Below are 13,319 nucleotides of genomic sequence, written 5' to 3'. Positions count from 1 at the left end.
ATCGGATTATTTGGACGGCCGGATCAGATCGCGTGCCATATCCGATGGTCCGCGTCCTCCGGGAAGTCGTTGGTGAATGTCACAGCGATCGGACCGTACTGCGTGTCGATGCGCCAGTTCTCGAATTGGTCGAGCTCCGTCATGACGTAGCGCCGCAGGTAGTCGCGGAGCCGGGTCCACTCGGCGTCGGTGAGCCTGAGCTCGGGGTCGCCTGTGCGCTCGGGCTCGGGACCGGACGGCAGTTCGTGGCCCCAGTCCTCCGCGAGGGCCGCCATGTCGATGACGTTTGCCCACCGATCGCCGTACCGCACGGCCTTCCGCCGGACGCCCTCGACTCTGAACCCGGCCTGCTGGCAGGCGCTTTGGATGCTGTGGCCGGGGATGCGGACGGAGAGCGAGACCCGGCGGAGGCCGAGGACGCGGAAGGCGTGGTCGGTGAGCAGGCGGAGGGCCTCGGTCTCGAAGCCGCGGTCGCGGCCGTCGGGGGCGATGGCGATGCGGAGGGTGCAGGAGTTGTTGGGTTCGTCCCACTGGTCGAGGACGATCTCGCCGACGCCGCGATCGGTGGACCGGTCGACAACGATCAGGTCGAGCCGGTCGGCCTGCCTGTTGCGGCTGCGGTGCCACCACTTGACGGTGCGGCGCTCCGTCGCCCTGGCCCGTTCGGGGGCCTTCGGGGCGTCGAGCGTGGTACGGAGCGCGGAGAGGTCCTCCTGCGGCCGGGCGGGACGCAGGAGGACCTTCTCGCCCACCAGGGTGGGCCTGTCGGCGAAGGGGGTGCGCGATTCGGTCACCGGGCCAGTCTCGGGACCGGCCGGGCCGCGCCGCAAGGGATCAGTGGGCTGCGGCCTCCCAGTTGGCGCCGATGCCGACCGAGACGTCGAGCGGGGCGCGCAGCGGGTAGGCGGCGGCCATCTGTTCGCGGACCAGGGTTTCGACCTGTTCGCGCTCGCCGGGGGCGAGTTCGAGGACGATTTCGTCGTGGACCTGGAGCAGCATGCGGGACTTCAGGTCGGCGGCGCGGAGGGCCTCGTCGACGCGGAGCATGGCGATCTTGACGATGTCGGCGGCGGAGCCCTGGATGGGGGCGTTGAGGGCCATGCGTTCGGCCATCTCGCGGCGCTGGCGGTTGTCGCTGGTGAGGTCGGGCAGGTAGCGGCGGCGGCCGAGCAGGGTCTCGGTGTAGCCGACGGCGCGGGCCTCCTCGACGACGTTCTGCAGGTAGTCGCGGACGCCGCCGAAGCGCTCGAAGTAGGTGTCCATCAGGCCCTGGGCCTCGCCGGGCTTGATGCCGAGCTGCTGGGACAGGCCGTACGCGGACAGGCCGTAGGCGAGGCCGTACGACATGGCCTTGATCTTGCGGCGCATCTCGGCGTCGACGGAGTCGGGGCAGACCGCGAAGACCTGGGAGGCGACGGTGGTGTGCAGGTCCTCGCCGGAGGCGAAGGCCTCGATCAGGGCCTCGTCCTCGGACAGGTGCGCCATGATGCGCAGTTCGATCTGCGAGTAGTCGGCGGTGAGCAGCGACTCGTAGCCCTCGCCGACCACGAAGGCGCGGCGGATGGCGCGGCCCTCCTCGGTGCGGACGGGGATGTTCTGCAGGTTCGGGTCCTGGGAGGAGAGCCGGCCGGTGGCGGCGACCATCTGGTTGAAGGTGGTGTGGATGCGGCCCTGCGGCGAGACGGTCTTGAGCAGGCCCTCGACGGTGGTGCGCAGCTTGGCCTGGTCGCGGTGGCGGAGCAGGATGACCGGGAGTTCGTTGTCGGTCTGGGTGGCGAGCCAGGTGAGGGCGTCGGCGTCGGTGGTGTAGCCGGTCTTGATCTTCTTGGTCTTGGGCAGGTTGAGGTCGCCGAACAGGATTTCCTGGAGCTGCTTGGGCGAGCCGAGGTTGAACTCGCGGCCGGCGGCGGCGTGCGCCTCTTCGACGCAGCGCTGGATCTCGGCGGCGAACTGGGCTTCCAGGCCCTGCAGCCAGGCGCGGTCGGCGGCGATGCCGTAGCGCTCCATCCGGGCGAGGAGTTCGGCGATGGGCAGTTCCATGTCGTGGAACAGCTTGTCGGCGCCGACCTCGGCGAGCCGGGTGTCGAAGAGTTCGGCGAGGTCGTGGATGGCGCGGGCCTCGGTCATCAGGGCCTGGGCACCGGCGGTGGGGTCGGGCTCGTCGGCGTCGAAGCTGAGCTGGCCGGTCTCGGCCTGGGCGGCTGCGGGGGCGAGCGAGCGGGCCAGGTACTCCTCGGCGAGGACGTCGAGGGTGAAGGTGCGGCGGCCGGGCTTCTCCAGGTAGGCGGCGAGCGCGGTGTCGGCGCTGACGCCGGCGAACTGCCAGCCCTGTTCGGCGAAGGCGCGGATGACCTGCTTGGCGATGTGCAGGGCCTTGGGGCGCTCGGGGTCGGCGAGCCAGGCGGTGAACGCCCGGTCGTCGTTCTCGTCGAGCGTGGCGGGGTCGAACCAGGCGGCGGCGGTGCCGGTGGCGAGCGCGACCTGCTTGACGTCGCCCGCGCCGAGGGCCCACGCGTAGTCGGCGGCGAGCGCGGTGCGTTCGCCCTTGCCGGTGTGCTCCTCCAGCCAGGCGGTGAGCGCGCCGGGTTCGGTGAGCAGGTCGCCCTCGACGGCGGGGCCGGTGGGGATCTCGGCGGCGGCGCTCTCGGCGCCGGCCGGGTCGATGCCGTGCACCCGGTCGCGGAAGTTGGGGTTGCGGAACTCCAACGCCTCCATCAGCCGGGCGATTTCCTCCCGGTCGAACGGCGTGCGCTCCAACTGCGGGACGGCGAGCGGGAGTTCGACGTCCCGGACGAGCTCGGTGAGGACCCGGTTGCGCTTGACGGAGTCGAGGTGCTCGCGGAGCTTCTCGCCGATCTTGCCCTTGACCTCGTCGGCCCGGTTGACCAACTCCTCGAAGGAGCCGAACTGGTTGACCCACTTCGCGGCGGTCTTCTCGCCGACGCCGGGGATGCCGGGCAGGTTGTCGGACGGGTCGCCGCGCAGCGCCGCGAGGTCCGGGTACTGGTCGGGGCGCACGCCGTACTTCTCGGCGACCTTCTCGGGGGTGTAGCGCGTCAACTCGGAGACGCCCTTGGTCGGGTAGAGCACGGTGACGTGCTCGTTGACCAGCTGCAGCGAATCCCGGTCGCCGGTGACGATGAGCACCTCGAAGCCCTCGGCCGCGGCGGCGGTGGCCAGGGTGGCGATGATGTCGTCGGCCTCGAAGCCCTCGGCGGTGAGCCGGGGGATCCGCATCGCGTCGAGGAGTTCGCCGATCAGCGGGATCTGGCTGCGGAACTCGTCGGGCGTCTTGGCGCGGTTGGCCTTGTAGTCGGGGAACTCGGCGGCGCGGAAGGTCTGCCGGGAGAGGTCGAAGGCGACCGCGAGGTGGGTGGGTGCCTCGTCGCGCACGGTGTTGACCAGCATCGAGGTGAAGCCGTACACCGCGTTGGTGTGCTGGCCGGTGGTGGTGGAGAAGTTCTCCACCGGCAGGGCGAAGAAGGCCCGGTAGGCCATCGAATGCCCGTCCAGCAGCATCAGCCGGGGCCGTTCGGCCGCACTCTTGCCTGCACCCTGTGTCGCCACGTCACGTCCTGTTCCTGCCGGATTGCACTGCCTCCACGATCCTATGGCCCGTGGCCGACATCTCCCGGCGCGGCGCGGAGCACCTCCCTACTGGCGGGTAGACAGTCGTACGATCGACGCGCACAGACGAAGTGAACCCCCGAACAGGAGCACCATGACCGACGCGGCGCCCGTACTGAACGTGCCCCAGGACGTGCTGGACCACTTCGCGAAGCTGGGGGTGAGCCCGGAGACCTTCTCCGGTGGGCACCTGGGCGAGAAGCTGGGCATCACCATCGTCGAGGCCTCCCCGGACCGGGTGGTGGGCACCATGCCGGTGGAGGGCAACCAGCAGCCGTACGGGCTGCTGCACGGCGGCGCCTCGGCCGCGCTCGCGGAGACCCTGGGGTCGATCGGCGCGATGCTGCACGCCGGCCCGGGCCGCTACGCGGTGGGCGTGGACCTGAACGCCACCCACCACCGCTCGGCCACCTCCGGCCTGGTGACGGGCGTGGCGACGGCGGTGTTCAAGGGCCGCACCGCGGCGACCTACGAGATCGCGGTGACGGACGACACCGGCCGCCGGATCACCAGCTGCCGACTGACCTGCATGCTGCGCGACCTGTAACCCGTAGATCCCCAACTCCCTACGCGCCCCCGGTGTTTGGCCACTCCCCGGTAGGGGAAATCTCGGCTGGACGAGGGGGCGCCGTCATGTCCGCAGAGAGCGAAAGACCGGGCGAACCAGGAGGGTTCCTCGGCCCGGTGGAGCCGGGCGAGGGCACCTGGACGCAGTTCCGGAGGAACGCCGACCAGCCACCACGCCTGCTGAGTCTGCGTCAGAAGTCGCTGGTGGTCGGCCTGTTGCTGGCGCTGGCGCTCGCGCTGACCGTCCGTCACGCGCTGGACCGCTCGGCGGCGGCCGGCCCGGCGCCGTCGGAGCTCGCACTGCCGTTCCCTTCGCAGGCCACCCGGTTCGAATACGGCGGCCCGCTGCCGTCCTGGCAGGACTCGTTCGCGCTGTCGCTGACAGTGCACAACACCAGCGCGGGCCCGGTGGACGTGCTGGCGGTGAGCCAGGGCTACCGCGGGCTGTCGGTGGCGGTGGCGGGCTGGCTGCCGCAGACGGTGCCGCCCGGGCAGACGGTCTCGCTGCGGGTCGGCCTGCGGGTGACGGACTGCTCGGCCGCCCCGGCGGACGCCGGAATGCCCTTCCTCGACGTCACGCTGCGTAACACGCGTGCCATCGAGACCCAGAGCGAGATCCTGGGCGACTCGTACGCCCGCGACCTGTCCGCCGCCCTGCACGCCACCTGCGACAGTCCCGATAATCGGACGCCGACGACCAGCCCGACCGCGCCGGACAAACCTGTTCGATAAGCGGAGTTCCCAAGCCTGAACAGGGAGTTGAGAACCCTCACCGTTCACTCCTCGGAGTGGGGCCCGGAATCGAGGGCTCCACCTGGGATTTTTCGACCGCGCACAGAGATCAACTTCCGGCGTGGTCATAACAAGAGAATCACAGCCTCTCTCGCCCCTCTGCCCGAGCCGCCGCGCCCGGTCTAGAGTCACGCCCAGTCACCGTCTGTCCGATTTTCGGGCTCGGTCGACGCGTTCCGGCACCGCCAGCCCTGTGCGCGTGTCTTCCGTCCAGAAGGAGACCCCCGTCGTGCGAAAGAGCTCACTTCTTGTCGTGACCATTGCAGTTACCGGAGCGCTCACCCTCTCGGCCTGTGGCTCGCGCGGTGACAAGTCCACGGAGGGCGGGAAGGCCGGCGGCACCACCAAGGTGGTCATCGGTGTGGACGCCCCGATCAGCGGCAAGCTGTCCGCGCTGGGCCTGGGCATCAGGAACTCGGCCGAACTCGCCACCAAGAAGGCCAACAAGGACAACCTGGTCCCCGGCGTCACCTTCTCCATCGAGGCCAAGGACGACCAGGCCAACCCGACCTCCGGCAAGCAGAACGCCACCGCCCTGGTCGACATGAAGGACGTCATCGGCGTGGTCGGCCCGCTGAACTCCAGCGTCTCGCAGACCATGCAGAAGGTCTTCAACGACGCCAAGCTGACCCAGGTCTCCCCGGCCAACACCAGCCCCGAGCTGTCGCTCGGCCCGGACTGGGGCAGCAGCAAGTTCACCCGCCCGTACGCCTCGTACTTCCGCACCGCCACCACCGACGTGGTGCAGGGCAAGTACGCCGCCCAGTACCTGTTCACCGAGGCGAAGAAGACCAAGGTCTACGTCATCGACGACAAGAAGACCTACGGCGCGGGCCTGGCGGCCATCTTCCAGGAGGAGTTCAAGAAGCTCGGCGGCACCGTGGCCGGCACCGACCACATCAACCCGGACGACAAGGACTTCTCCGCGGTCGCCACCAAGGTCGCCGCCTCCGGCGCCGACTCGGTGTACTACGGCGGCGAGTACCCGGAGGCCGGCCCGCTCTCCGACCAGATCAAGAAGGCCGGCGCGAAGATCCCGCTGATGGGCGGCGACGGCATCTTCGACGCCGAGTTCATCAAGCTCTCCAACAACAACAGCGACGGTGACCTGGCCACCTCGGTCGGTGCCCCGGTGGAGGAGCTGCCCTCCGCCAAGGCCTTCATCTCCGACTACTCGGCCGCCGGCTACAAGGACGCGTACTCCGCGTACGGCGGCTACTCGTACGACGCCGCGTGGTCGCTCATCGAGGCCGTCAAGGCCGCGGTCGAGCACAACGGCGGCAAGGTGCCCAGCGACCTGCGCACCAAGGTGCTGGCCGAGATGGCCAAGGTGAACTTCTCCGGCGTCACCGGCCAGGTCTCCTTCGACCAGTACGGCGACACCACGAACAAGCAGCTCACCGTCTACAGCGTCAAGGGCGGGGAGTGGAAGGCGGTCAAGAGCGGTACCTACACCGGCTGATTCCGCACCGCACCAGCCTGTCCGGCGGGGGGCGCCACAAGTGCCCCCCGCCTCCTCATACCCCCCTATCCACGGAGGCCCGCGGTGCACGAACTGCCGCAAAACCTGGCCAACGGACTGATGCTCGGCCTGATGTACGGCCTGATCGCCATCGGGTACACGATGGTCTACGGCATCGTCCAACTCATCAACTTCGCCCACGGCGAGATCTTCATGATCGGCGGCTTCGGGGCACTGACCGCCTACGCCGCGCTGCCGCACGGCACTTCGCTCTGGCTGGCGCTGCCGGTCATGATCCTGGGCGGCGTGATCGCCTCCGTGCTCACCGCCACCGCGGCCGAGCGGTTCGCCTACCGGCCGCTGCGGACCGCGCCCCGGCTGGCCCCGCTGATCACCGCGATCGGCCTGTCCATCGCGCTGCAGCAGGTGGTCTGGGCGTTCTACCCGGGAGCCAAGAAGGCCATCTCCTTCCCGCAGTTCGAGGGCGCCAACGTCAGCCTCGGCCTGTTCCACCTGCAGCGCAACGACCTGTTCCTGCTGGCCGCGGCGCCGCTGTGCATGCTGATCCTGGCCTCGTTCGTGCGCTTCACCCGCACCGGCCGGGCCATGCAGGCCACCGCGCAGGACCCGGACACCGCGAAGCTGATGGGCATCAACACCGACCGGATCATCGTGATCGCCTTCGCACTGGGCGCGGCCTTCGCCGCGGTCGCGGCCGTGGCGCACGGTCTGCGGTACGGCCAGGTCGACTTCATGATGGGCTTCCTGGCCGGTCTGAAGGCCTTCACCGCCGCCGTGCTGGGCGGCATCGGCAACATCTACGGCGCGATGCTCGGCGGGCTGGTCCTCGGCGTCGCCGAATCGCTGGCCACCGCGTACATCCAGAACGTCCCCGGCATGCACCAGCTCGGCGGCGGCGCCTGGGCCAACGTGTGGGCGTTCGTCCTGCTGATCGTCGTGCTGCTGGTCAGGCCACAGGGCCTGCTCGGCGAGCGCGTCGCGGATCGGGCGTGAACACCATGAAAGCAACTTCCCACGAGACCAAGCCCGTTCTGCCGCTGCCCGGCACCGCGGCGCTCGCCGCCGCGGTGGCCGGCGGGGTGCTGGCCGCCGCGTCGGCGGCGATGTCCTGGACCTGGACCGACCGGTTCCCCGGCGACCTCACCTACTACGGTTCCCCGGCCGGCCTGCAGTGGCTGGCACTGGCCGGCGGCCTGCTGACCGCGCTGCTGGCGCTCGCCGCCCGCGGGCTGAAGGGCCTGCGCTGGCTGAGCCCGTCCGGCAGCCACAACGGTGTGCTGTTCGCCGCCCTCGGCACCCTCGCGGTGTGCTGGTACTCGGTGATCGCGATCGCCGTCGAGCTGGACGGCCTGGTCAACCTCGACCCGGGCGGCTGGGTCGCCGCGGTCGGCTCGCTGCTCGCCGTGCTCGGCGCGCTCGGCCTGCCGCTGGACCGCCGCCGCACCGTCAAGCAGGCCCCCGTCGCCTGGTGGTGGTACCTGGTCGCGGGTGTCGCGCTGGTGCTGCGGGTCGGCTTCGGCCAGGGCTGGGCGCTGAACGCCGTTCCGCCCGGGATCCGGCCGATCTTCAGCGAGAACCTGTGGTTCTTCGTCGCGGTGCCGGTCGTGATCCTCGGCTTCCGGCTCTGGCAGCTGCTGGACGCCTGGCTGCGGATCGGCCGGATCGAGCGCCCGCTGCCCGCCGCCCGCGCGCTGCCGTCCTGGGCGGAGATCCTGGTGATCACCGCGGTGTTCGCGCTCGGCCTGGGCGTGGTCGAGTTCGGCATCTCCACCGAGTACGGCGAGCTGTTCATCGGCTTCCTGCTGCTCGCGGTCTTCGCCACCGCCGCCCTGCTGGCCAGCGGCGCGGTCGGCCGGCTGAGCGAACTGACCACCCGGCACCGCGCGGTGACCACCGGCGCGGCGTTCGCCGCCGCGGGCGCGTTCCCGTTCACCCAGAGCAGCGAGACGTACGTGCTGATCGGGGCGAACATCCTGATCTTCGCCACGGTGGCGCTCGGCCTGAACGTGGTGGTCGGCCTGGCCGGTCTGCTGGACCTCGGCTACGTGGCCTTCCTCGGCGTCGGCGCCTACGCGGCCGCGCTGGTCTCCGGTTCGCCGTACTCGGTGTTCCGCGGCCTGCACCTGCCGTTCCCGCTCGCGGTGCTGATCGGCGCGCTGGCCGCGCTGGTGTTCGGCGTGGTGATCGGCGCCCCGACGCTGCGGCTGCGCGGCGACTACCTGGCGATCGTCACGCTCGGCTTCGGTGAGATCTTCCGGATCGCCATGAACAACCTGGACGGCCGCTCCGGCCCGAGCCTGACCAACGGCCCGAACGGCGTCGCGGCGATCCCCGACGTCAACCTGTTCGGCTTCGACTTCGGTCAGCCGCACGACTTCGGCTTCGTCCAGCTCGGCAAGTTCGGCAACTACCTGCTGCTGATGCTGGTGGTCACCGCCATCGTCGTGGTGGTGTTCGGCCGGGTCGCCAACTCCCGGATCGGCCGCGCCTGGGTGGCGATCCGCGAGGACGAGACGGCGGCCGAGGCGATGGGCATCAACGGCTTCCGGGTGAAGCTGATCGCCTTCGCGCTGGGCGCCACCCTGGCCGGTCTGGCCGGCGCGGTGCAGGCGCACGTGGCGGGCGCGGTCTCCCCCGACCAGTACCAGTTCGCCGGGCCGGTCCCGCCGAACTCGGCGTTCCTGCTGGCCGCGGTGATCCTCGGCGGCATGGGCACCATCAGCGGTCCGCTGGTCGGCGCGGCGCTGCTGTTCCTGATCCCGGCGAAGCTCCAGTTCCTGCAGTCCTACCAGCTGCTGGCGTTCGGCGTCGCGCTGATCCTGCTGATGCGCTTCCGCCCCGAGGGGCTGATCGCCAACCGCCGGCAGAAGTTGGAGTTCCACGAGGCCGAGCTGCCCGCGCAGGGCGGCCCGACCGACGACGCACTCTCGAAGGCAGGGGCGTGAGCACCATGACCACCGACACCGCGCCCGCCGCGCCGCTCGCCGAACCCGTGCTGACCGCCAGCAACGTGGTGATGCGCTTCGGCGGCCTGACCGCCGTCAACCAGGTCAACCTGACGGTCCGCCAGGGCGAGATCGTCGGCCTGATCGGCCCGAACGGCGCCGGCAAGACCACCTTCTTCAACTGCCTGACCGGGCTGTACGTCCCGACCGCGGGCACCGTCATGTACAAGGGCAAGGTGCTGCCGCCCAAGCCGCACCTGGTCACCCAGGCGGGCATCGCCCGGACCTTCCAGAACATCCGGCTGTTCTCCAACATGACGGTGCTGGAGAACGTCCTGGTGGGCCGGCACACCCGCACCAAGGAGGGCCTGTTCTCGGCGATCGTCCGCGGCCCCGGCTACCGGCGGGCCGAGGCCGAGAGCCGCGAACGGGCCATGGAACTGCTGGAGTTCTGCGGCCTGGCCGCGAAGTCCGAGCACCTGGCCCGCAACCTGCCCTACGGCGAGCAGCGCAAGCTGGAGATCGCCCGGGCGCTGGCCTCCGAGCCCGGGCTGCTGCTGCTGGACGAGCCGACCGCGGGCATGAACCCGCAGGAGACCCGGGCCGCCGAGGAGCTGGTGTTCGCGATCCGGGACCTCGGCATCGCGATCCTGGTGATCGAGCACGACATGAAGTTCATCTTCAACCTGTGCGACCGCACGGCGGTGCTGGTGCAGGGCCAGAAGATCGTCGAGGGCGACCGGGAGACCGTCCAGAACGACGAGCGGGTCGTCACCGCCTACCTGGGTGCCCCGCTCGAAGACACCACCGCAACGGAGGCCGACCAGTGACCGCTCTGCTGGAGGTCGAGGACCTTCGCGTCGCCTACGGAAAGATCGAGGCCGTCAAGGGCATCAGCTTCACCGTCGAACAGGGCGAGGTCACCACCCTGATCGGCACCAACGGCGCCGGCAAGACCACCACCCTGCGCACCCTGTCCGGCCTGCTCCGGCCGACCGCGGGCAGGATCACCTTCCAGGGCGAGCCGATCGACACCGTGCCCGCGCACAGGATCGTCGCCCTGGGCCTGGCCCACTCCCCCGAGGGCCGGCACATCTTCCCCCGGATGACCATCGAGGAGAACCTGCTGCTCGGCGCGTTCCTGCGCCGCGACCAGGCGGGCATCACGGAGGACGTGGAACGGGCCTGCACGCTGTTCCCGATCCTCGCCGAACGACGGAAGCAGGCCGCCGGCACGCTCTCCGGCGGCGAGCAGCAGATGCTGGCGATGGGCCGGGCGCTGATGTCCCGTCCGAAGCTGCTGATGCTGGACGAGCCGTCGATGGGCCTGTCGCCGCTGATGATGCAGAAGATCATGGCGACCATCATCGAACTGCGCGCCACCGGCACCACCATCCTGCTGGTGGAGCAGAACGCGCAGGCCGCGCTGTCGCTCTCGGACCGCGCGTTCGTGATGACCACCGGCGAGATCACCCTCTCCGGCACGGGCGCGGAACTGCTCCGCGACGACACGGTGCGCCGCTCGTACCTGGGCGAGGACTGACCCTCCGTCAGCAAGGTGCCCGCCGTCGGACCTCCGACGGCGGGCACCTTGGCGTTCGGGTGGGCTCAGCCCTCGGTGGCCTCGGCCTGCTTGCGGTCCTGGGCGGCGCCCTCCTCGATCACGGCCTCGGCGACGGCGGCCATGGTCATCCGGCGGTCCATCGAGGTCTTCTGGATCCAGCGGAACGCGGCGGGCTCGTTCAGTCCGAACTTGGTCTGCAGCACGCTCTTCGCCCGGTCGACCAGCTTGCGGGTCTCCAGGCGCTGCGAGAGGTCCGCGATCTCCTGCTCCAGGGTGCGCATCTCGGTGTAGCGGGAGACCGCCATCTCGATCGCCGGCACCAGGTCGCTCTTGCTGAACGGCTTCACGATGTACGCCATCGCGCCGGCGTCGCGCGCCCGGTCGACCAGTTCGCGCTGCGAGAAGGCGGTGAGCATCAGCACCGGGGCCAGGTGCTGCTCGTGGATCCGCTCGGCGGCGGACAGGCCGTCCAGCACCGGCATCTTGACGTCCAGGATGGCCAGGTCGGGCCTGAGCTCCTCGACCAGCCGGAGCGCCGTCGCACCGTCACCGGCCTCACCGACGACGGTGTAGCCCTCCTCCTCCAGCATCTCCTTGAGGTCGAGGCGGATCAGTGCCTCGTCCTCGGCGATGACGATTCGGGTGATCTGGGGCAAGTCGGTGTCAAGCGGCTGGGCCTGCTCGTCGGCGGTGCTCACGGGGCTCCTCGGTCCGGCGGGGTGCTGCATGCACGAGCCTACCCAGACACGGTATGTTTGGTTCACCACGGTGGGGGGTTTGACCTTCTAACCGTTGGGCCCCGATAGCCCAATCGGCAGAGGCAACGGTCTCAAACACCGTCCGGTGTGGGTTCGAATCCCACTCGGGGCACTTTCTCTTCGATTCCATGGTCACCGACCTTGGAGTGTGCGCCGCCGCAGTGATCACACTGCGGCGGCGTCGCTGTTTTTGCGGACCGACCGTCTCACCCGGCGAGACAGCCCCTAGGACGCCAGGTGCAGTCCGCCGGGCAGGCCGGCCCGGTGGGCGAGGGCGGCGGCCTCGCCGCGGGAGGTGACGGCGAGTTTGGCCAGGATGTTGGCGACGTGGAACTTCACCGTGGACTCGCTGATGTGCAGCGCGGCGGCGATGTCCCGGTTGCGGCGGCCCCGGGCGAGCTGGTCGAGGACTTCCAACTCGCGGGCCTGAAGGCCGTCCAGCGGGCCGCCGGCCGCGGCGGGTTCGGGCAGTGCGAGCGGCAGGTCCACGGTGACGGTGGCGCCCCAGCCGGGGACGGCCTCGACGGTGCTGCGGCCGCCCAGCGCGGCGATCCGCTCCGCGGTGCGGTGCACGCCCAGCGCGTCGGCCGCCAGCACGCCGAGGCCGTCGCCGCGCACCACCGCGCGCAGGATCGCGTCGGGAGTGAACTGCCAACTGACGTGCAGCCGCGCGGGCTTCTCCTGGTCGAGCATCACCAGCACGGCGGCCCGGACGGCGTCCCGCGCGGTGTGCGCCAGGTCGGCGGGGACGGAGCGGGCGGCGTCCGCCGGAGGTGCGACGTCGAGGCGGATCCGGGTGTGGCGCAGCAGCGGGCGCAGTTCGCGGGCCAGCCGGGCGAACGCGGCGTCCGCGGGTTCCTCGCTGAGGGTGCGGTCCAGGTCGGCGGAGCGGCGCACGTCGAGCAGGGCGGTGACGGCGAGTTCGGTGGCGGCTCGGCGGGCGGCGGCGTCGTCCAGGTCGGCGGAGCGCAGCGGGGCGAGGATGGCGGTGAGCGCGGCGCTGTGGGCGCCGGTGGATTTGGCGATGGCCCAGGCGCGGGCGTTGGCGGAGACCCGGGAGACGGCGGCCTGGGCGGGGGCGGCGTCGGTGGCGCGGTGTTCGGAGTGGGCGACGAGCAGGTCCCACAGTGGTTGCAGGATCTCCAGCGCGTCCGTAGTGAGCGGCCGGTCGTCCGGCCGGACCAGCACCAGGACGGCGCCCTTGCCGGCGCCCGGCGTGGTGGTGACCACCACCAACGGCCGCTCGGCCCCGGCGAGTTGGGCCTTCCCCTGCCAGGGGCGGCCGGGCCCGGCCTCGGTCAGGGCGCGCTCGCCGAGCCGGGAGATCACCAGGCTGCCGAAGGCGTCGGCGAACTCCGGAGGCCCGACGGTGTTCGCCGGCGAGTACGCGCAGACGCCGCTGAGCTGGGCGGCCGCGACGTGCGGGACCAGCGGTTCGAGCACCTCGGACAGCCGCGCCAGCAGGCCGGGGCGGGGTTCGCGCAGCACCTCGACGACGCGGGCCAGCGCGTCCTGCGGGCGGGCCCAGGGGGCGGTCTCGTCCATACCCGTCAGCCTAGTTCGGGCGCCGCGTGACGGCCCTG

At 70.7% G+C, this 13,319-nt stretch carries 11 protein-coding genes and 1 tRNA gene; 8 read left to right on the top strand and 4 right to left on the bottom strand.

Annotated features, from left to right (window positions below; genetic code table 11):
* Nucleotides 1-23: 23 nt before the first annotated feature.
* Both ACIHEI_RS24505 and polA read right to left on the bottom strand, forming a co-directional pair.
* Nucleotides 24-794, bottom strand: coding sequence for a GNAT family N-acetyltransferase (locus ACIHEI_RS24505; protein WP_396608087.1), 771 nt, complete (start codon nt 792-794; stop codon nt 24-26).
* Between the two features lie 40 nt (nt 795-834).
* Complete coding sequence (gene polA / locus ACIHEI_RS24500) at nt 835-3,519, bottom strand: DNA polymerase I (protein ID WP_396608108.1); 2,685 nt, start codon at nt 3,517-3,519, stop codon at nt 835-837.
* Between the two features lie 202 nt (nt 3,520-3,721).
* On the opposite strand from polA, the gene ACIHEI_RS24495 reads away from it, so the two are divergent.
* The 7 genes from ACIHEI_RS24495 to ACIHEI_RS24465 all read left to right on the top strand — a co-directional run bounded on the left by ACIHEI_RS24495 (nt 3,722) and on the right by ACIHEI_RS24465 (nt 10,957).
* The gene (locus ACIHEI_RS24495) at nt 3,722-4,174 is read left to right on the top strand and encodes a PaaI family thioesterase (RefSeq protein WP_073813597.1); all 453 of its coding nucleotides are present in this window, start codon (nt 3,722-3,724) and stop codon (nt 4,172-4,174) included.
* A gap of 86 nt (nt 4,175-4,260) precedes the next feature.
* The gene (locus ACIHEI_RS24490; protein ID WP_396608086.1) at nt 4,261-4,926 is read left to right on the top strand and encodes a Tat pathway signal sequence domain protein; all 666 of its coding nucleotides are present in this window, start codon (nt 4,261-4,263) and stop codon (nt 4,924-4,926) included.
* Between the two features lie 289 nt (nt 4,927-5,215).
* The gene (locus ACIHEI_RS24485; protein WP_387645762.1) at nt 5,216-6,448 is read left to right on the top strand and encodes an ABC transporter substrate-binding protein; all 1,233 of its coding nucleotides are present in this window, start codon (nt 5,216-5,218) and stop codon (nt 6,446-6,448) included.
* 84 nt (nt 6,449-6,532) lie between these two features.
* Nucleotides 6,533-7,462, top strand: coding sequence for a branched-chain amino acid ABC transporter permease (locus ACIHEI_RS24480; RefSeq protein WP_387645765.1), 930 nt, complete (start codon nt 6,533-6,535; stop codon nt 7,460-7,462).
* A gap of 5 nt (nt 7,463-7,467) precedes the next feature.
* Nucleotides 7,468-9,414 (top strand): branched-chain amino acid ABC transporter permease, encoded by a 1,947-nt coding sequence (locus tag ACIHEI_RS24475; RefSeq protein WP_396608085.1) that lies wholly within the window; start codon nt 7,468-7,470, stop codon nt 9,412-9,414.
* A 5-nt stretch (nt 9,415-9,419) separates the two neighbouring features.
* The gene (locus ACIHEI_RS24470) at nt 9,420-10,244 is read left to right on the top strand and encodes an ABC transporter ATP-binding protein (protein WP_387645993.1); all 825 of its coding nucleotides are present in this window, start codon (nt 9,420-9,422) and stop codon (nt 10,242-10,244) included.
* The gene (locus ACIHEI_RS24465; protein WP_396608084.1) at nt 10,241-10,957 is read left to right on the top strand and encodes an ABC transporter ATP-binding protein; all 717 of its coding nucleotides are present in this window, start codon (nt 10,241-10,243) and stop codon (nt 10,955-10,957) included. The genes ACIHEI_RS24470 and ACIHEI_RS24465 overlap by 4 nt, the downstream gene beginning before the upstream one ends.
* 65 nt (nt 10,958-11,022) lie before the next feature.
* Here ACIHEI_RS24465 and ACIHEI_RS24460 read toward each other — a convergent pair whose 3' ends face one another.
* Nucleotides 11,023-11,676, bottom strand: a complete 654-nt coding sequence (locus tag ACIHEI_RS24460) for an ANTAR domain-containing response regulator (protein WP_387645771.1) — start codon at nt 11,674-11,676, stop codon at nt 11,023-11,025.
* A 98-nt stretch (nt 11,677-11,774) separates the two neighbouring features.
* On the opposite strand from ACIHEI_RS24460, the gene ACIHEI_RS24455 reads away from it, so the two are divergent.
* Nucleotides 11,775-11,848, top strand: a tRNA-Leu gene (locus tag ACIHEI_RS24455).
* 113 nt (nt 11,849-11,961) lie between these two features.
* On the opposite strand, the gene ACIHEI_RS24450 is transcribed toward ACIHEI_RS24455, so the two are convergent.
* Nucleotides 11,962-13,281, bottom strand: a complete 1,320-nt coding sequence (locus ACIHEI_RS24450) for a LuxR C-terminal-related transcriptional regulator (RefSeq protein ID WP_396608083.1) — start codon at nt 13,279-13,281, stop codon at nt 11,962-11,964.
* Between the last annotated feature and the right edge of the window lie 38 nt (nt 13,282-13,319).

It is taken from the genome of Kitasatospora sp. NPDC051984 (genome assembly GCF_044593455.1).
Lineage (GTDB): Bacteria > Actinomycetota > Actinomycetes > Streptomycetales > Streptomycetaceae > Kitasatospora.
The sequence above is the reverse complement of the archived record's forward strand: the minus strand, read 5'-3'. Positions and strand labels throughout refer to the sequence as shown.